Source organism: Pseudotabrizicola sp. 4114 (assembly GCF_031457365.1).
GTDB lineage: Bacteria > Pseudomonadota > Alphaproteobacteria > Rhodobacterales > Rhodobacteraceae > Pseudotabrizicola.
In genome coordinates this window covers 461,329-479,297 of the sequence record NZ_JAVDWP010000003.1, presented here as the reverse complement: position 1 = coordinate 479,297, position 17,969 = coordinate 461,329, and the positions used below count along the sequence as shown (strand labels likewise).

Here is a 17,969-nt window from a genome sequence, read left to right as displayed (position 1 = left end):
ACGGGGAATCGGATGTCGGATGAATATGGCCATGCACTGGCGCGCATCACACCGGTCCAGCGCGCGGTATCGCTTGGCGGCCCACCAGGCGCACGCCGCCCGCCCACCTCGCGGGAAAAGGCGGCGATCATCGTACGGCTGATGCTGTCTGAGGGCGGGTCGATGCCGGTGGCCTCACTGCCCGACCACATGCAGGCGGCGCTGACCGAACAGATCGGTCAGATGCGTCTGGTTGACCGCAACACGCTGGCGCAGGTGGTCGAGGAGTTTCTGACGGAGCTTGAAGAGGTGGGGCTGTCGTTTCCCGGCGGAATCGACGGCGCGCTGACCATGATGGATGGTCATATCAGCGCCACCGCAGCCAGCCGGTTGCGTCGCCTTGCCGGGGCCTCTGGCAAGGCGGACCCGTGGGACAGGCTGACCAACCTGCCCACCGACCGTATCCTGCCCGTGCTGGAGGCGGAAAGTATTGAGGTCGCCGCCGTCATGCTGTCGAAACTGCCGGTGCCAAAGGCCGCCGAACTGCTGGGCCGCCTGCCGGGGGAAAAGGCGCGGCGCGTGGCCTATGCGGTGTCAATGACCGGCCATGTCGATCCCGAAACCGTGCGCCGCATCGGGGTGTCACTGGCCACCCAGCTGGATGCGCAGCCCGCCCGCGCCTTTGATGCGGGGCCGGTGGAACGGGTGGGCGCGATCCTCAACGTCTCGACCGCCGCGACCCGGGATGACGTGCTGCTCGGGCTGGATGCCGAAGATGCCGATTTCGCCGAACAGGTGCGCAAGGCGATCTTTACCTTTGCCCATATCCCCGCCCGCATCATGCCGCGCGACATTCCGAAAATTGTGCGCATGGTCGATGCTGCCGTATTGGTCACCGCCTTTACCTCAGCGCAGAACCATCCGAAACAGGCCCCGGCGGTTGAATTCATTCTGGCCAACATGTCGCAACGCATGGCGCAATCGTTGCGCGAAGAAATGGCGATCCGTGGCAAGGTCAAGGAAAAAGACGCCGAAGAGGCGATGACCGCCATTGTCACCACCATCCGCCAGCTGGAGGGCGCGGGGGAAATCGTCATGAACCGCGAGGAGGATTGATGCCACCCGCCATCTTGTGAACCCCCGCCCCGCAGGGTAGCGTCCGCGCCAAAGGATGCCTCATGACCCTGCCGACCCCCAAAGACACCAAAAGCGGCATCCTGTTGATGATGCTGGCCATTTTCTGCTTTGCCGCGATGGATGCGGCAGCCAAGGGGCTGATCGCGCGCTATCCGGTGCCACAGGTGGTTTGGGCGCGCTTTGCCGGGCAAGTGCTGATCGTGGCGGCTCTGCTGGGCCCGCGCCTGCCGGTGATGCTGCGCACCCAATGGCCGGGGCTGCATCTGATCCGCTCTGCTTGCCAGCTGGGGGCCATCGCCTGCTTTTTCTCGGCCCTGCCCCACATCGGGCTGGCCGAAGCGACGGCACTTTCTGACCTGAACCCGGTGCTGATCACCCTTGGCGCGGCGCTGTTTCTGGGCGAACGTCTGGGGCCGCGCCGTCTGGCGGGTGTGGTGGCGGCGCTGATCGGTGCCTTGATCATCATCCGCCCCGGCCTGTCGGTCTTTACCCCCGCCGCGCTGCTGCCGCTGGCGGCAGCGGCGTTCTATTCGGTCAACGCGCTGCTGACCCGCCGGCTTGGCCCGCTGGAAACCGCCTGGACCCCGATGCTGCTTGCCGCCCTGTTCGGCATGGCCGTGACCACGCTCACCCTGCCCTTTGTCTGGGTGCCGGTCGCCATGGCCGACTGGCCGCAGTTTGCGCTGATCGGCATTCTGGGCAGTGCGGCACAACTGGCGCTGATCCGCGCCTTTACCCTGGCCGAGGCGGGCAGCGTCGCGCCCTTTGCCTATGTCGGGCTGATCTTTGCCACCGGCTGGGGTTATGTTCTGTACAACGAGGTGCCGGATCTGCCGACCATCATCGGTGCGCTTGTGATCGTGGTGGCGGGTCTTTATGTCTGGCATCGCGAAACCCGGGTGCATGGTGCATCCAGACCGCGCTGACGCAGGACGCATGACCGACACTGACACCCCTCAAGCGGCCCCCCAGAAAACCGGCACCTGGGGCCAGTGGCTGACCGACCGCGCCATCCGCACGGTGATCTGGCTGCTGCTTGCCCTGCCCTATCGCTGGCGCGTGCCACTCTGCGGCTGGGTCATGGCGCGAATCGTCGCCCCGCTGGCGGGCTGGCCGCAGCGGATCCGCGACAACCTTGCCCTGACCCTGCCCGACCTGCCGGCCGCGCAGATCGACCGCATGGTCGCGCGCGTGCCCGAAAACATCGGCCGCACCGTGATCGAGATCTATTCGGGGGCCGAGTTCATCGCCCGCACCACCGAGCTGCCCTTGACCGGCGACGGCGTCGCCGCGCTGGAGGCGGCGCATGCCGCCAAACGCCCGGTCATCCTCGCCACCGGGCATTTCGGCAATTACGATGCGGTACGCGCCGCGCTGATCGCGCGCGGCTATTCGCTGGGCGCGCTCTACCGCCCGATGTCAAATCCGTGGTTCAACGATCATTACGTTCAGGCCATCGGCACCATCGGCCAGCCGATCTTTGAACGCGGGCGTCAGGGCATGGGGCAGATGCTCAAGCACCTGCGCGGCGGTGGCATGCTGGGCATCCTGCCCGATCAGCGCATGCAAAAGGGTGTGAAACTGACGTTTTTCGGCAAAGAGGCGCTGACCGCGCTGTCGGCCGCCGATATGGCGCTGAAATACGATGCGATGCTGATCCCGACCTATGCCATCCGTCAGCCCGATGGCCTGTCGTTTCAGATCGTGGTTGATCCGCCAATCCCGCCCTCGACACCCGAGATCATGACGCAGGCGCTGAATGACAATCTGGAACGGCTGATCCGGCAATATCCTGAGCAATGGTTCTGGATTCACCGCCGCTGGAAGCCCTGAGGCCCGCCCCTCAGCGTGCTATTTGACCTGCGCCGCCGCCAGCACATCGGCGGGGCCTTCGGTCTGCACGATCACCACCACCGGATCAGGGCCTGCCACCTCGGCGGTCATCTCGAACGGGGCAAGCCCCGGCCAGTCGGCAACCGCCTGCCAGTCGGTGACGATATTGCTATAGGTCACCTCGCGCCCCTCATTCTCGCCCCGGCCAATCGCCACCGTGGCTTCGGGCAGGTAGCGGATCACCTGAATCCGCGCCGTTTTGGTCAGGGGCGGCTCTGCCTCGGCCCGGATCACGATGCGGTCGCCGTCGCGGGTCACGGTCAAGGTGACCGGGCTGACCTGCGCCTGATGCCGGCGGACCGCTTCCGCCACCTGAACCGGATCATTGCCCTGCACCCGGTCCAGCCCGCCGACGATCATCTGCGGCGTATAGATCATCCGGCTGCCAACAGCCTTGGCATAGGCTTTCTGGCGCTGGGTATACTGCGGGCTGGCAAAGGTATCGCTCCAGCCAATGTAATCCCAGTAATCGACATGCAAGGACAGCGCGATCACATCAGGGCTTTTGACCAGTTCCACCATGAATTCATCGGCGGGCGGGCAGGACGAACACCCCTGCGACGTGTACAGTTCCACCACAACAGGCGATGTCTGCGCCCCTGCCGTCCCTGAAACGCCGATCCAGAGCCCGAAAGTCGCGCTGACCAAATGTCGCATCGTCACTTCTGTCATCCCCAAACTTGCCCTATCGTTCTACAGACGCGGATGATGACCCGCCAATCAAGGTTTTGCGAGGGTAAGGTGAATTTCCATCCCACCCCGGATCATGGCACATTCGTCACAACTTCGCTGAAACGAGGGCTGGATTCTTGGCATACAATTGTATACAAAGCCAGCGATTCCCCGGCGCACCCCGCCGGATACGACCTTAAGCCATTCCCTTCTTCATAGCCAAGAGGCCCAAAATGACCGTCACCGTCGGACATGACAGCCAGAAAACCCGCAAGACCCTGACAGCAGGCGGCCAGACCGTCAGCTATTATTCGATCCCCGCCGCCGAGGCGGCAGGTCTGGGCGAATTCTCCAGACTCCCGGCCGCACTGAAAGTCGTGCTGGAAAACATGCTCCGGTTTGAAGATGGCAAAACCATCTCGGTCGATGACATCAAGGCGTTTTCCGACTGGGGCAAACTAGGTGGCCAGAACCCGCGTGAGATCGCCTATCGCCCCGCCCGCGTTCTGATGCAGGATTTCACCGGCGTTCCCGCGGTGGTTGACCTTGCCGCGATGCGCGACGGCATCCTTGGCCTTGGCGGCGATGCGCAAAAGATCAACCCGCTGAACCCGGTCGATCTGGTCATCGACCATTCGGTGATGATCGACGAATTCGGCACCCCGCGCGCGTTTCAGGCCAACGTCGACCGTGAATATGAGCGGAACATGGAGCGGTATGTCTTCCTGAAATGGGGCCAGAACGCGTTCAGCAACTTCCGTGTTGTTCCGCCGGGCACCGGGATCTGCCATCAGGTCAACCTGGAATATCTGGCGCAGACCGTCTGGACCGACACCGATCAGGACGGCAATCTCGTGGCCTATCCCGACACGCTGGTCGGCACCGACAGCCACACCACCATGGTCAACGGCCTTGCCGTTCTGGGCTGGGGTGTGGGCGGGATCGAGGCCGAGGCCGCGATGCTGGGTCAACCGGTTTCGATGCTGATCCCCGAAGTCGTTGGCTTCAAGCTGACCGGCCAGATGATGGAAGGCACCACCGCCACCGATCTGGTGCTCAAGGTCGTGCAGATGCTGCGCAAACACGGCGTTGTCAGCAAGTTTGTCGAATTCTACGGCGACGGCCTTGACCGCCTGCCGCTGGCCGACCGTGCCACCATCGCCAACATGGCCCCGGAATATGGCGCGACCTGCGGCTTTTTCCCGATCGACGACGAAACCCTGCGCTACCTGCGTCAGACCGGGCGCGAAGAATCGCGGATTGATCTGGTCGAGGCCTATGCGAAAGCCAACGGCATGTGGCGCGGGCCAGATTACAACCCGATCTACACCAGCACGCTGGAGCTCGACATGGGCACCATCGTACCGGCGATTTCCGGCCCGAAACGCCCGCAGGATTACCTGCCGCTGACCTCGGCCGCTTCGGCCTTTGGCGAGTATATCCGTGGCATGCGCAAAGCGCCGGCTGTGCCGAAAACCGAAAAAGCCGAAATGACCGCCGAAGGCGGCGCGCCTGCCCCGGCCCCCGAAGACATTCCGGGCGATCACCTTGGCATGTCGACCGCCAAGGTTGAGGGTCAGGATTACAGCTTGCGTGACGGTTCGGTCGTGATCGCGTCGATCACGTCGTGCACCAACACCTCGAACCCCTATGTGTTGATCGGTGCCGGTCTGGTGGCCCGCAAGGCGCGTGCGCTGGGTCTGAACCGCAAGCCATGGGTGAAAACCTCGCTCGCCCCCGGATCGCAGGTCGTGTCGGAATATCTGAACGCCGCTGGCCTGCAGGAAGACCTCGACGCCGTCGGCTTCAACCTTGTCGGCTACGGCTGCACCACCTGCATCGGCAACTCCGGCCCGCTCGCGCCCGAAATCTCCAAGGCGATCAACGACGGTGACCTTGTGGCCACCTCGGTCCTGTCGGGCAACCGCAACTTTGAAGGCCGGATCAGCCCGGACGTGCGCGCCAACTACCTGGCCTCACCGCCGCTGGTCGTCGCCTACGCCCTGGCCGGTGACATGAACATCGACCTGACCACGGAACCGCTCGGCACCAGCACCGACGGCAACCCGGTGTATCTGAAAGACATCTGGCCGACCAACAAGGAAATCGCCGACATCGTGCATGCGGTGGTCACGCGTGAGGCGTTCCAGAAGAAGTACGCCGATGTGTTCAAGGGCGACGAGAAATGGCAGTCGGTCAAGGTCACCGATTCAGAAACCTACGACTGGCCTCCGACCTCGACCTACATCCAGAACCCGCCCTATTTCAAAGGCATGTCGAAAACGCCGGGCGTGATCAGCAACATCGACGGCGCCCGGGTACTGGCCCTGCTCGGCGACATGATCACCACCGACCACATCTCGCCTGCGGGGTCGTTCAAAGGATCAACGCCTGCTGGCAAGTATCTGACAGAGCGTCAGGTTCCGACATCCGAGTATAACTCCTACGGCTCGCGTCGCGGCAACCACGAAGTGATGATGCGCGGCACCTTTGCCAATATCCGCATCAAGAACGAGATGCTCGACGGGGTTGAAGGCGGCTACACCAAAGGCCCGGATGGCGCACAGACCAGCATCTATGATGCCTCGATGGCGTATCAGGAAACCGGCACTCCGCTGGTGATCTTTGGCGGCGTCGAATATGGCGCAGGCTCCAGCCGCGACTGGGCGGCAAAGGGCACCGCGCTGCTGGGCGTCAAGGCCGTGATCGCCGAGTCGTTCGAGCGGATCCACCGCTCCAACCTCGTCGGCATGGGCGTGATCCCGTTCGAGTTCACCGAAGGTGCCTCGCGCAAGTCGCTGAACCTCACCGGTGATGAGGTGGTCTCGATCCACGGTCTCGACGGCGATCTGAAACCGCTGAGCTTGGTGCCCTGCACCATCCGCTATGCCGATGGCACCGAGAAAACCATTCAGCTCAAGTGCCGGATCGACACCGAAATCGAGATTGAATACGTCGAACACGGCGGCGTGCTGCACTACGTGCTGCGCGATCTCGCCAAGGCCTGATCGCCCCGACACCGCAAAGCCAAGGCCCGGACCGCAAGGTCCGGGCCTTTTCCATATGCGGCCAAAGCCCCTGGTCAGGTCCGGCGCTTCCCTCCCCCCTCGTGAGGGAGGGAGAGGGAGGGGGGCGTGTCACACCAGAAATCTAAAGCTCTTGTTCAGACCTTTCCGGCAATCTGCCCCTTGCTGTCTCCAGAAAGGTCTCCGCCATGTCCAGCCGCTTTCCGCCCCATGCCCCGCGACCGCCAGCGCGAACGCGAACGCAGGCGCGCATACGCCTCCCGCTCCCCTGGACAGAGCTGGGGGTGTTCGCCCTGCTGGGCCTGCTTCTTTTGTGGTAGCCGGGCCTCAGCCCGGGGTTTGCGCTGCCAGTGCCGCGGCCAGCGCGGGTTTGAAGCGATTCTCGTAATCACTGCCGATCAGCGGCCCGATGAAACGCATCGCCACCGTGCCATCGCCGCGCAGGATAAAGGTTTCCGGCGGCGCGGTCACACCCCACTCCACCCGGTTGCGGCCCTGCGGGTCGGTGGCCACGCCAAAGAACGGGTTCCCCTCTTCGGCCAGATAGGCAATCGCCTTGGCATCATCATCCATGATGTTGATCCCGGCCACCCGCACCCCATCGGCCGCCATCTCCATCAACACCGGATGTTCCGCGCGGCACGGCGGGCACCAGGTGGCAAAGAAATTCACCACCGTCACCTGCCCGGTGCGGAAATCGGCATCGGTTAACAACGGCACGCCCGCAAGCCCGGTCACCGGCACCACAGGGGCCGCGCGGTCCTGAAACGCGGTCGGCATGTCATTGGGGTTGTTCTGCATCATCCCCACATAAAACGCCCCGGCCAGCCCGGCAAAAATCACCGGCGGCAACACCATCAGCCATTTAGCCATCATGCTTCCCCTGACTTTGGCCCTGCCGCGCCTCGACCTCTGCCAGCTGCCGCTTGACCCGCCGCCCCTGCCACAGGGTCAGCGCCACCAGACCCGCCAGCAAAGCCAGCGTCGCGCCATACGACGACAGCACCGCCACCGCGTACCTTCCCAGATCGGGCATCATGCCAAGCGCTCCCGTGCCAACAGCGCCGACAACCGCCGCGCGCGGATCTCGGTGCGCGTCCGCAGCAGCACCAGTGCCACGAACAGCAGCACAAAGCCGACGATGCAGACCACCAGCGGCACATAATAGGCGGGCGCGATCGGATCGGCCTCACCCACCTTCAGGATCGTCGAATCCTGATGCAGCCCCTGATTCCAGAACTTCACCGCATAACGCGACAGCACGGCAAAGACCGACCCGACCATGCACAACACCGCCGTCAGATCGGCGGCGGTGTCGGGGTCATCGACCGCCTGCCACAGCGCGATATAGCCTAGGTAGAACAGCGCCAGAATCAGAAACGCGGTCAACCGCGGATCCCAGGCCCACCAGGTGCCCCACATCGGCTGGCCCCACAGCGCCCCGGTCACCAGCGCAATTGCGGTAAAGGTCAGCCCCACCGGCGCCGCCGCCCGCGCGGCAAGCGCAGAGACATGGTGACGCCGCACCAGCCAGATCAGACTGGCCACCAGCATCATCACCCAGGCGTTGATCGCCATCATCGCGGTCGGCACATGGATAAAGATGATCTTGACCGTTGATCCCTGCCGGAAATCATCCGGCGTCAGAAAGAACCCCCAGATCAGCCCCACACACAGGCTGACCGCAGCCAGCCCGATGACCACAGGCAGCACGCGGGCCGAGACCTGCATGAACTTTTTCGGGTTGGCGTATTCCCACAGCGACATCGGGATGGCGTAACCTCTCTCACAAAACGTCTCAAGTCACTATCATGTCAAACATCAGGCATGGCAGGCATCAGCGCAGATTGACGCGGAGTGCCGCAGCCGCCGCAAAGGGCAGCAGCGCCACAGCCCCCGCCGTGATCCCCGCCAGCAACAAGAGCGGCACCGACACCCCGGCCCCGGTCGCCCCGCGCTTGACCACCTCTGCGCCAAAGATCAGCGTCGGCACATACAGCGGCAACACCAGCAAAGACAAGAGCAAGCCGCCCCGCTTGATCCCCACCGTCAGCGCCGCGCCAAAGGCCCCGATCACCGACAGCGCCGGGGTGCCCACGGCAAGGCTCGCCACCAGCCACAGATACGCCGGCTCCGGCAGGTTCAGCAAAACCCCCAGCACCGGGGCGGCAAGCGTCAGCGGCAACCCGGTCACCAGCCAATGCGCAAGGGCCTTGATCGCCACCACCCCCTCCAGCGGGATGGGTGAGGTGGCCAAAAGGTCGAGCGAGCCATCCTCGAAATCCAGCGCGAAAATCCGGTCAAGCGACAACAGGCACGCCAGCAGCGCCCCGACCCACAGGATGCCCGGCGCGATTCTGGCCAGGGTCGCGCCCTCGGGCCCGACCCCCAGTGGCACCAGCACCGCCAGCAGCAGGAAGAACGCCAGCCCCAGACCAAAGCCGCCCCCGGCCCGGAACGCCAGCCGCAGATCGCGGATCAACAGCGCGGTCATGTGAATGCCTCGTCAAAGCCGCCGGGGGCAACCGGGGCCTTGGCCTTGTACGGTCCCAGATCCAGCACCGCAGCCTCGGCCAGCCCCATATCAATATGCGTGGCAATCAGCGCCATACCGCCCGCCGCCAGATGCGCCCGCACAACGCCCGCGAACAAGGCGACCGACGCCACATCGAGCGAGACGGTCGGCTCGTCCAGCACCCAGACCGGCCGACCCGTGACCAGCAACCGCGCCAGCCCCAGCCGCCGCTTTTGCCCCGCCGACAGGTTCGCCGCCCGGCGGGCGCGCAGATCGGTCAGGTTCATCTGCGCCATCGCCTGTGCCACGCCGCCAACCCCGTGGATCGCGGCCCAGAATTGCAGGTTTTCCTCAACCGTCAGCACGGCTTTCAGCCCATCGGCATGGGCGGCATAGGTCAGGCTTTCCGGCGGCACGCTGACCGTGCCCGCCACCGCCGGCTGCAATCCGGCCAGCGTGCGCAACAGCGTGGTCTTGCCCACCCCGTTCGGCCCGCGCAAAATCAGCGCCGCCCCCGGTGCGAGGGAAAAGCTCACGCCCTCCAGCACCGTCAGACCGCCACGCGCCACCGCCAGATTGTCGACCACCAGTTCCATGCCCCATCCCTAGCCCAGCCCTTGCCCGCCGGAAAGGCCCTGCACAGGGCTGCGGCACCATGGCATGCCCTTGCCCCGCCACGCAAAAGGGCAGCGCATCCCTGCGCCGCCCCCGGATGTCGCCACGATAATCCTGAACCTCAGCCCAGAATCGCCTTCACGTAATTCACCGTCTCGTTGTACGGCGGAATGCCATTGTGTTTTTCCACCGCACCCGGCCCGGCGTTATAGGCGGCCAAAGCCAGCCGCCAGCTGCCGAATTTGTCATACATCATCCGAAGATAGCGCGCCCCGCCCTCAAGGTTCTGGTGCGGATCGTTGATATCCACGCCGAGCTTTTGCGCCGTGCCCGGCATCAGCTGCGCCAACCCGGTGGCACCCTTGTGCGACACTGCACCGGGGTTCCAGCCCGATTCCTGCTGCACCAGCCGCAGGAACAGGTCTTCCGGAATGCCATGCCGGTTGGCCATCGTGCGCGCCACCACCAGATATTCGCCTTTGTAGCGCCCGGCATAGCGCGGTGCGGCGGTATCGGTCGGGGCCGTCACCTTGCCCTTGGGCGTGAGCCGGACCGAGGCCGAATATTGCTTGGACAGCCGCCCATCCAGCAGTTTTTTCTGCGAATTGAACAGCGAAGCCCGGTTTTTGCTCGACCCCGACAGGTTCAGCCCTTCGGCTGCTGCAGGGGCTGAGACCGTGCCAGACAGGGCAACGGCCAGAGAAACACAAAACACCGCAGCACTCAGCTTCATGAAACCATTCCGGTTGAGTCAGACCCGGCGACTATAGGGAATTTTTCGCGCCATGCCAGTCCCCAGATGGGCCGCGCGGCGTGCCACCGGGTTTTCGCAAATTTTTGCCCGCCGCTTTCACCGCCCAACACCCCGCCCCCGCATTGCAGTGCCGCGCTCCGACGGTTATAGATTTTTCCTTAACCAAGACCGGGGACACTCCGGTTGATGAAAGCCCCCGCAGCAACGCGGGGCGCGCAGACCCATAGCGGAGGGATTCCATGGCAGGATCGGTCAACAAGGTCATCATCGTCGGCAATCTGGGCCGCGACCCCGAGGTGCGCAGTTTTGCCAATGGCGGCAAGGTTGTGAACCTGCGCATCGCCACGTCCGAGAACTGGCGCGACAAACAGACGGGGGAGCGCAAGGAGCGGACCGAATGGCATTCGGTCGCGATCTTTAACGAAAACCTCGCCAAGATCGCGGAACAATACCTGCGCAAAGGCTCCACCGTCTATATCGAGGGGCAGCTGGAAACGCGCAAATGGCAGGACCAGTCCGGGGCTGACCGCTACACCACCGAAATCGTGCTGCGCCAGTTCCGGGGCGAGCTGACCCTGCTGGGTGGCCGCGGTGAAGGCGGCGGCGGTGGTGGCGGCGGGTCGCAAGGCGGCTACGACGATCGCGGCGGCTATGACGACTACGGCAGCGCGCCCTCGGGCGGCGGTGGCATGGGCGGCAGCTCCGGTGGCGGGTCGCGCGGCGGCGACCGTGCCCCCGCAGGCCGCACCGATCTCGACGACGAAATCCCGTTCTGATCCGCCCTCCCGCACAGCAAAACGCCCCGGTTCGCAAGAACCGGGGCTTTTTTCATTCCGCCCCGCACCGGGGCTAAGGTGACCGGCCCGCACGGGCCGGTCACAGGCTCAGGCCGTCACCTCCAACAGCGCGGTCTCGAACGGCAGTCCGTTGTCATCGACTTCCCGCCGCGAGACCTCGCGGAACCCCAGCCCCGCGTAAAACCGCGTCGCCTGGGTGTTGCGGGTGTAGACCTCCAGCGTCAGCGCGCCCTTGCGCGCCAGCGCATGGCTGATCAGCGCACGCCCGATGCCGCGCCCCTGTTGGTCAGGCGCCACAAAGATGCCGCCGATAAAGCGGTCGAGCAGGCTGACAAAGCCCACCGGCACAGTGCCCGCCTCCGCCACCCAGGTCTCTGCCATCGGCAGATAGGTCTCTTCGATCAGCCGTTGCTGCGCGTGCAGCAAACCCACGCCCAGAAAGCCATGCGCCACAAGCGACGCGTCAAGCCAGAGGCCTGACAAGGCCCGAACATCCGTTGCCGCCTCAAACGGCCGGATCATGATAGACTGGTTCTGCATGAAAACCTCCACAGAACGAAAATATGCACTTAGGACCGGCGCCCCTAAGGGTGCCGGACGACTCCGCTGTCTGCGGTCCCGTCTGATCCTCTGCGCATAATTCTCCTTCTGCGATGCCGGCCAAGGTAAAACCCCAAGCCCGGCCCGTCAACCACGCCCCCGGAAACGAAAAAGGCACCCGCAAAGGGGTGCCCGTTCCGTAACCAGAAAGCGTAATCCGCAGATCAGGCCGCTTCGGTGATGAACTTCACAGCATCGCCAAAGGTCTGGATGGTCTCGGCGGCGTCATCGGGGATCTCGATCCCGAACTCTTCCTCAAACGCCATGACCAGTTCGACAGTGTCGAGCGAGTCCGCGCCCAGATCGTCGATGAAGGAAGCGGTCTCGGTGACCTTGTCCTCTTCGACGCCCAGATGCTCAACGACGATCTTCTTCACGCGGTCAGCGATGTCGCTCATGTCACTTCCTCTTATATCCAGCGGGAGGGCTTCCCGTCTCTTGTCTTTGCCCCTCTCGGGGCGATTCCATCGCAACGGCGACGACACCGGAGTAAACCGGCGATTTCCAGCGCGCCTATAGCAAGGGCAGCACGCTTAGGCAAACGCTTTCACAAAGCCGTGGTCCGGCCCTTGCTCCTGCGCCTATATCATGGCCATCCCGCCATTCACATGCAAGGTGGCACCGGTGACATATCCGGCCTCGGCGGAGGCCAGATACAGCACCGCTGCCGCAATCTCCTGCGGCGTGCCCATGCGCCCGGCGGGCACCGAGCCCAGAATCGCACCGCGCTGCGCCTCGTTCAGCTTTTCGGTCATCGCGGTCTCGATGAACCCGGGGGCGACACAGTTCACCGTGATGCCCCGGCTGGCCACTTCCGCCGCGAGCGATTTCGACAGCCCCACCATCCCGGCCTTGGAGGCGGCATAATTCGCCTGCCCGCCATTGCCGGTGGTGCCGACGACCGAACTGATGTTCACAATCCGCCCCCAGCGCGCTTTCATCATGCCGCGTACCGCCGCGCGGCACAGCCGGAAGGTCGCGGTCAGGTTGACATCAATCACCGATTGCCAGTCGTCATCCGACATCCGCATCATCAAGCCGTCCTTAGTGATGCCGGCATTGTTGACCAGCACATCGACCGATCCCATCGCCTCGGCGGCCCGTTTCACCAGCGCCTCGACCTCGGCCGCATCCGACAGGTTGCAGGCCAGCACATGCGCCCGCCCCCCCAGCTCCGCCGCCAGCGCCTCCAGCGGTGCCACCCGCGTGCCCGACAGCGCCACCGTGGCCCCTGCGCCGTGCAGGACCCGCGCAATCTCGGCCCCAATACCGCCCGAAGCGCCCGTTACCAGTGCCGTCTTTCCGGTCAGATCAAACATGATCTCCCCCCTCATTCTCTGTCTGAAAATATCCTCTGGCGGACCCCGTGGGCAGATAGCCCACCTTGGTCCGCCAGAGGCACGCCCTTAGCCTTTCAGCGCCAGCACATCGGCAGGCAGGCCAATCGCCCGCGTCTCCGCTCCCGGCACGATCCGCTTGATCATGCCCGACAACGCCTTGCCCGCGCCGATCTCCCAGTACTCGGTCACCCCGGCCCGCTCCATCCACAACATGCTCTCGCGCCAGCGCACAGATCCGGTGACCTGCGCCACCAACAGATCGCGGAACCGGTCCGGCTCTTCCACCGCCTCGGCCCGCACATTGACCACCACCGGGCAGACGGGTTTCGAGATCACCACGGCGGCAAAGGCCTCGGTCATCACATGCGCCGCCGGGGCCATCAGTGCGCAATGGAACGGAGCCGACACCGGCAGAGGCAGCGCGCGTTTGGCACCCCGCTCTTTGGCCAGCGCCATCGCGCGTTCCACCGCCGCCTTATGGCCCGAAATCACCACCTGCGCGGGATCATTGTCATTGGCGGCCTGACAAACCTCATCTTCCGCCGCCTCGGCGGCGATATGCACCACCGTCTCGAAATCGAGGCCCAGAATCGCCGCCATCGCGCCGACGCCCACCGGCACCGCCTCTTGCATCGCGGCCCCCCGGATGCGCAGCAGCCGCGCGGTGTCTGACAGCGTCAAAGCCCCCGCCGCGCACAGCGCCGAATATTCGCCCAACGAATGCCCGGCCACAAAATCGGCATGATCCATGCCAAAGCCTTCGGCCTCCATCGCGCGCAACGCCGCGATCGAGGTGGCCATCAGCGCCGGTTGCGCATTCTGTGTCAGGGTCAGTTCGGCGATGTCGCCCTCCCAGATCAGCGCTGACAGCGCCTCTCCCAACGCCTCATCCACCTCTTCGAACACCGCTCTTGCGGCGGGATAAGCGTCGGCCAGAGCCTTGCCCATGCCGATGGTTTGGGCCCCCTGACCCGGAAATACGAATGCGCGGCCCATAGTGCCTCCCGTCTGATGTCTGTCTCTCGATACCGCGCCACAGCCGCCAGTGCAATCACAGCGGCGTTTACACAGGGTCTGTGCAGCGACGGATACTGCCATTTGGTCGTATAACGGCTATGCAAAGCCCACACCCCTGACCGGAGTTCCCCCATGTCCACCCGCAATTCGCAACGCTCTTACGGCAGGGTCGCCCGGCTGTTTCACTGGACCACCGCCGCCCTGATCCTCACCGCCATCCCGCTGGGGATCGTCGCCAACCGCCTGGCTTACGACACGGCCGAGGCCCTCGCACTCAAGGCGCAGGTGTTTTCGCTGCACAAGACGCTGGGCGTCATCGTGTTCTTTGTGGCCCTTGGCCGCATCCTCTGGACGCTGTTCGAAACCCATCCCGCGCCTCTGCATCCCGAGCGGCAGCTGGAACTGTGGCTCGCCCGGCTGGTCCACTGGATGCTCTATATCTCCCTCGTCGCGGTGCCGCTGACCGGCTGGGTGCATCATGCCGCCGTCAACGGCTTTGCACCGATCTGGTGGCCCTTTGGCCAGACCCTGCCGTTCGTGCCGCAATCGGAGTCGGTGGCGCAGGCCGCAGGCTCGGCGCATTGGGTGTTCACCAAGCTGATGATCGCCTCGATCCTGCTGCACATTGCGGGCGCGCTCAAACACCATGTCATCGACCGCGATGACACCCTGCGCCGGATGACCCGAGGCATCAACGCGCCAGCCACCCCGATCCCCGCCCGGCGCTCTGCCCTGCCGCTGATCGCGGCTGTGGCGCTGTTCGGCCTCGGGGCCGGCGTCGCCGCCCTGCCCCGTGGCGAGCCGGTGACACAGGCCATCACCGCGGCGCAACCCGCCGCCGCTGGCAACTGGCTGGTGACAGAGGGCACCCTTGGCTTTGGCGTGACACAAATGGGCCAGTCCGTCACCGGCAGCTTTGCCACCTGGACCGCCGACATCCGCTTTGACGAGGCCGCGACCGATGGCACCCATGGCAGCGTCACCGTCACCATCGACACCGGGTCTCTGACCCTCGGCTCGGTCACAAGCCAAGCCAAATCCGCCGATTTCTTCGACACCGCCACCTATCCGCAGGCTATCTTCACCGCCGACATCCTGCCCGCCGCCACGGGGTATGAGGCCACCGGCACCCTGACCCTGCGCGGCACCACCGTGCCCGTCACCCTGCCCTTTGCCCTGAACATCACCGGCGACACCGCCACGATGACCGGGCAAACCACCCTCGACCGCCGCGATTTCGGCATGGGGGCCAGCTACAGCGACGAGGCGTCTGTGGGCTTTGGTGTCACTGTTGACGTGGCGCTCACCGCTACCCGCCAATAATCAGGAACCAACCCAAAGAAAAAGGCCGCCGGATCGCTCCGGCGGCCTTTTCTGTTTACAGAGTAGAAAGCTTATTCAGCCTTCATCGCCTCGACCGAGATCTCGACCTGCACTTCATCGCTGATGAACGGGGCAAACGCACCCAGATTGAACTCCGACCGCAGCAGCGTGGTGGTGGCGCTGAACCCGGCCCAAGGCTTGTTCTCCATCGGGTGATCGCCAACCTGATTGAGCACCGCATCCAGCACCACCGGCTTGGTCACGTCGTTCAGGGTCAGATCGCCGGTGATCTTCGCGGTGGTGTCGCCGGTCACTTCGATGCCGGTCGAGGTAAAGGTGACCATCTCGTCATCGGCGGCGTCAAAGAAATCGGGCGACATGAAATGCTCGAACCGGGCTTCCCAGCCGGTCAGCATCGAGCGAACCGGAAACGACACCGTCACCGACGAGTCGGCCGGGTTGGCCTGATCAAACATGATCTCGCCGTCAAAGCCCGAAAACATGCCGTAGCCGGTGGAAAAGCCAAGGTGGTTGTAGTTGAACACGATCTGGGCATGGCTTGCATCCAGCGTGTATTTCTCGGCTTCGGCAAAGGCGGGGGCGGCGGCAAGCGCTGCGATCAGGGCAACAGGGGCAAAGCGGGTCATGAAAATCTCTCCGGGCTGGCGGGCCACCATGGCCCACGATATGGAGCGGACCCTGCCCCGGACGCTGCACCTGCACAATTCGCCGCCCGCGCGCAAAACCTGCGCGCCCACGCACATAACAGCTGCGTGTGGCGCACCAAACCGCGCACAGCGCTTGCATCCGCAAAAGCGATCTGTATAAGGCCCCATCCTTTCCGCATCCCTCTTAATGGCGATGCCTCTCGTGACCCGGCCGCGGAAAGGCCAAATGCCGCTGGTCTTTGAAGCCGCCCGAGACGAAAAGGACGATACATGCCTTTGTATGAGCATGTCTTTATTGCGCGTCAGGATCTTTCCAACACGCAGGCTGAAGGCCTTGTCGAACATTTCACCGCAGTTCTTTCTGACAATGGCGGCAAAGTCGTCGAGTCGGAATACTGGGGCGTCAAGACGATGGCCTACAAGATCAACAAGAACCGCAAGGGCCATTACGCCTTTCTGAAATCGGATGCGCCTCCGGCCGCCGTGCAGGAAATGGAACGTCTGATGCGCCTGCATGATGACGTGATGCGCGTGCTGACCATCAAGGTCGATGCGCACGGCGAAGGCCCGTCGGTGCAGATGCAAAAGCGTGATGACCGTGACGGCGACCGTGGCGAACGCCGCGAACGTCCGGCCTTTGGTGGCGGCGACCGTCCTGACCGGGGTGGTTTCGGCGGCGATCGCGGCGGTGAGCGCAGCGGTGGTTTCGGTGGCGATCGCGGTGCAGACCGCGGCCCGCGTCGTTGATCATCAGTCTCAGGAAAGGACCATAAACCATGGCGAACAAACCATTTTTCCGCCGCCGCAAGGTTTGCCCCTTCTCGGGCGACAATGCACCGGCGATCGACTACAAAGACACCCGTCTGCTGCAGCGCTACATCTCGGAACGCGGCAAGATCGTGCCGTCGCGCATCACCGCCGTTTCGGCCATCAAGCAGCGTGAGCTGGCCCGCGCGATCAAGCGCGCCCGCTTCCTCGCCCTGCTGCCCTATGCTGTGAAATAAGGAGCACCCGGACATGCAAGTGATCCTTCTTCAACGCGTGGCCAAACTTGGCCAGATGGGCGAAGTCGTCAACGTCAAGGACGGCTATGCCCGCAACTTCCTGCTGCCGCAGGGCAAGGCGCTGCGCGCCAATGATGGCAACATCAAATCCTTCGAGGCCAAAAAGGCCCAGCTGGAAGCGCAGAACCTGGAAACCAAGAAAGAGGCCGAATCCGTCGCGGCCAAGCTGGATGGTCAGACCTATATCATCATCCGCTCGGCGTCTGATTCGGGCGCGCTCTACGGCTCTGTCACCACCCGTGACATTGCTGACGTGGCAACCGAAGGCGGCTTCACCGTCGGTCGTGGTCAGGTCGTGCTGGACAAGCCGATCAAAGACCTCGGCATCCATTCGGTAACGGTTGTTCTGCACCCAGAAGTCTCGGTCCGCATCAACATCAACGTGGCCCGTTCGACCGAAGAAGCCGAACTGCAAGCCTCGGGCAAGTCGATCCAGGATCTGGCCGCCGAAGCCGAAGCCGCAGCCGATTTCGAGATCGCCGAACTGTTCGACGATCTGGGCGGCGCCGCACAAGAAGACTGATCTGGCCTCACCGCCAGACCAAAGGCCGCGCAGATCGCTCTGCGCG

At 64.0% G+C, this 17,969-nt stretch carries 21 protein-coding genes; 9 read left to right on the top strand and 12 right to left on the bottom strand.

Annotated features, from left to right (window positions below):
* The first annotated feature begins 12 nt into the window (after window positions 1-12).
* The 3 genes from J2X53_RS09795 (at window position 13) to J2X53_RS09785 (ending at window position 2,949) form a co-directional block, all read left to right on the top strand.
* Window positions 13-1,095 (top strand): FliG C-terminal domain-containing protein, encoded by a 1,083-nt coding sequence (locus tag J2X53_RS09795; protein WP_349037292.1) that lies wholly within the window; start codon window positions 13-15, stop codon window positions 1,093-1,095.
* A gap of 62 nt (window positions 1,096-1,157) precedes the next feature.
* Window positions 1,158-2,042 (top strand): DMT family transporter, encoded by an 885-nt coding sequence (locus J2X53_RS09790; protein ID WP_349037291.1) that lies wholly within the window; start codon window positions 1,158-1,160, stop codon window positions 2,040-2,042.
* A 10-nt stretch (window positions 2,043-2,052) separates the two neighbouring features.
* On the top strand, window positions 2,053-2,949 hold the full coding sequence (locus tag J2X53_RS09785; protein ID WP_349037290.1) for a lysophospholipid acyltransferase family protein: 897 nt from the start codon (window positions 2,053-2,055) through the stop codon (window positions 2,947-2,949).
* Window positions 2,950-2,967: 18 nt separating this feature from the next.
* Here J2X53_RS09785 and J2X53_RS09780 read toward each other — a convergent pair whose 3' ends face one another.
* The gene (locus tag J2X53_RS09780; protein WP_349037289.1) at window positions 2,968-3,666 is read right to left on the bottom strand and encodes a DUF1223 domain-containing protein; all 699 of its coding nucleotides are present in this window, start codon (window positions 3,664-3,666) and stop codon (window positions 2,968-2,970) included.
* A 248-nt stretch (window positions 3,667-3,914) separates the two neighbouring features.
* Here J2X53_RS09780 and acnA point away from each other — a divergent pair, with 248 nt between their 5' ends.
* Window positions 3,915-6,689, top strand: coding sequence for an aconitate hydratase AcnA (gene acnA / locus J2X53_RS09775; RefSeq protein WP_349037288.1), 2,775 nt, complete (start codon window positions 3,915-3,917; stop codon window positions 6,687-6,689).
* Window positions 6,690-7,034: 345 nt separating this feature from the next.
* On the opposite strand, the gene J2X53_RS09770 is transcribed toward acnA, so the two are convergent.
* The 6 genes from J2X53_RS09770 to J2X53_RS09745 form a co-directional block, all read right to left on the bottom strand.
* Window positions 7,035-7,580 (bottom strand): DsbE family thiol:disulfide interchange protein, encoded by a 546-nt coding sequence (locus J2X53_RS09770; protein ID WP_349037287.1) that lies wholly within the window; start codon window positions 7,578-7,580, stop codon window positions 7,035-7,037.
* Window positions 7,573-7,746 (bottom strand): heme exporter protein CcmD, encoded by a 174-nt coding sequence (gene ccmD, locus J2X53_RS09765; RefSeq protein WP_349037286.1) that lies wholly within the window; start codon window positions 7,744-7,746, stop codon window positions 7,573-7,575. The genes J2X53_RS09770 and ccmD overlap by 8 nt, the downstream gene beginning before the upstream one ends.
* Window positions 7,743-8,474, bottom strand: coding sequence for a heme ABC transporter permease (locus J2X53_RS09760; RefSeq protein ID WP_349037285.1), 732 nt, complete (start codon window positions 8,472-8,474; stop codon window positions 7,743-7,745). Before J2X53_RS09760 ends, ccmD begins: the two co-directional genes overlap by 4 nt.
* Before the next feature lie 70 nt (window positions 8,475-8,544).
* Window positions 8,545-9,201, bottom strand: coding sequence for a heme exporter protein CcmB (gene ccmB / locus J2X53_RS09755; protein ID WP_349037284.1), 657 nt, complete (start codon window positions 9,199-9,201; stop codon window positions 8,545-8,547).
* Entirely contained in the window at window positions 9,198-9,818 is a 621-nt protein-coding gene (gene ccmA, locus J2X53_RS09750; protein ID WP_349037283.1) for a heme ABC exporter ATP-binding protein CcmA, read from the bottom strand. The genes ccmB and ccmA overlap by 4 nt, the downstream gene beginning before the upstream one ends.
* 140 nt (window positions 9,819-9,958) lie before the next feature.
* Window positions 9,959-10,570 carry a lytic transglycosylase domain-containing protein gene (locus tag J2X53_RS09745; protein ID WP_349037282.1) on the bottom strand — a complete coding sequence of 204 codons (612 nt, stop codon included), beginning with the start codon at window positions 10,568-10,570 and terminating at the stop codon, window positions 9,959-9,961.
* A gap of 260 nt (window positions 10,571-10,830) precedes the next feature.
* Here J2X53_RS09745 and ssb point away from each other — a divergent pair, with 260 nt between their 5' ends.
* Window positions 10,831-11,367: a single-stranded DNA-binding protein gene (ssb, locus tag J2X53_RS09740; protein ID WP_349037281.1), complete on the top strand. Its 537-nt coding sequence runs from the start codon at window positions 10,831-10,833 to the stop codon at window positions 11,365-11,367.
* Window positions 11,368-11,475: 108 nt separating this feature from the next.
* Here ssb and J2X53_RS09735 read toward each other — a convergent pair whose 3' ends face one another.
* The 4 genes from J2X53_RS09735 to fabD form a co-directional block, all read right to left on the bottom strand.
* Window positions 11,476-11,928, bottom strand: coding sequence for a GNAT family N-acetyltransferase (locus J2X53_RS09735; RefSeq protein WP_349037280.1), 453 nt, complete (start codon window positions 11,926-11,928; stop codon window positions 11,476-11,478).
* Window positions 11,929-12,152: 224 nt separating this feature from the next.
* Entirely contained in the window at window positions 12,153-12,386 is a 234-nt protein-coding gene (locus J2X53_RS09730; RefSeq protein ID WP_013067402.1) for an acyl carrier protein, read from the bottom strand.
* A gap of 183 nt (window positions 12,387-12,569) precedes the next feature.
* Window positions 12,570-13,307: a 3-oxoacyl-[acyl-carrier-protein] reductase gene (gene fabG / locus J2X53_RS09725; protein ID WP_349037279.1), complete on the bottom strand. Its 738-nt coding sequence runs from the start codon at window positions 13,305-13,307 to the stop codon at window positions 12,570-12,572.
* Window positions 13,308-13,394: 87 nt separating this feature from the next.
* Window positions 13,395-14,324 (bottom strand): ACP S-malonyltransferase, encoded by a 930-nt coding sequence (fabD, locus tag J2X53_RS09720; protein WP_349037278.1) that lies wholly within the window; start codon window positions 14,322-14,324, stop codon window positions 13,395-13,397.
* Window positions 14,325-14,477: 153 nt separating this feature from the next.
* On the opposite strand from fabD, the gene J2X53_RS09715 reads away from it, so the two are divergent.
* The gene (locus J2X53_RS09715; protein ID WP_349037277.1) at window positions 14,478-15,668 is read left to right on the top strand and encodes a cytochrome b/b6 domain-containing protein; all 1,191 of its coding nucleotides are present in this window, start codon (window positions 14,478-14,480) and stop codon (window positions 15,666-15,668) included.
* A gap of 71 nt (window positions 15,669-15,739) precedes the next feature.
* On the opposite strand, the gene J2X53_RS09710 is transcribed toward J2X53_RS09715, so the two are convergent.
* A complete protein-coding gene (locus J2X53_RS09710) occupies window positions 15,740-16,315 on the bottom strand; it encodes a YceI family protein (RefSeq protein ID WP_349037276.1) in 576 nt (191 codons plus the stop codon).
* Between the two features lie 291 nt (window positions 16,316-16,606).
* On the opposite strand from J2X53_RS09710, the gene rpsF reads away from it, so the two are divergent.
* Genes rpsF through rplI form a run of 3 tightly spaced genes read left to right on the top strand, consistent with a single transcriptional unit; the run spans window position 16,607 to window position 17,923 of the window.
* On the top strand, window positions 16,607-17,083 hold the full coding sequence (gene rpsF / locus J2X53_RS09705) for a 30S ribosomal protein S6 (protein ID WP_118150818.1): 477 nt from the start codon (window positions 16,607-16,609) through the stop codon (window positions 17,081-17,083).
* Window positions 17,084-17,112: 29 nt separating this feature from the next.
* Complete coding sequence (rpsR, locus tag J2X53_RS09700; protein ID WP_100198517.1) at window positions 17,113-17,340, top strand: 30S ribosomal protein S18; 228 nt, start codon at window positions 17,113-17,115, stop codon at window positions 17,338-17,340.
* 13 nt (window positions 17,341-17,353) lie between these two features.
* Complete coding sequence (gene rplI / locus J2X53_RS09695) at window positions 17,354-17,923, top strand: 50S ribosomal protein L9 (protein WP_349037275.1); 570 nt, start codon at window positions 17,354-17,356, stop codon at window positions 17,921-17,923.
* The last annotated feature ends 46 nt before the right edge of the window (window positions 17,924-17,969 follow it).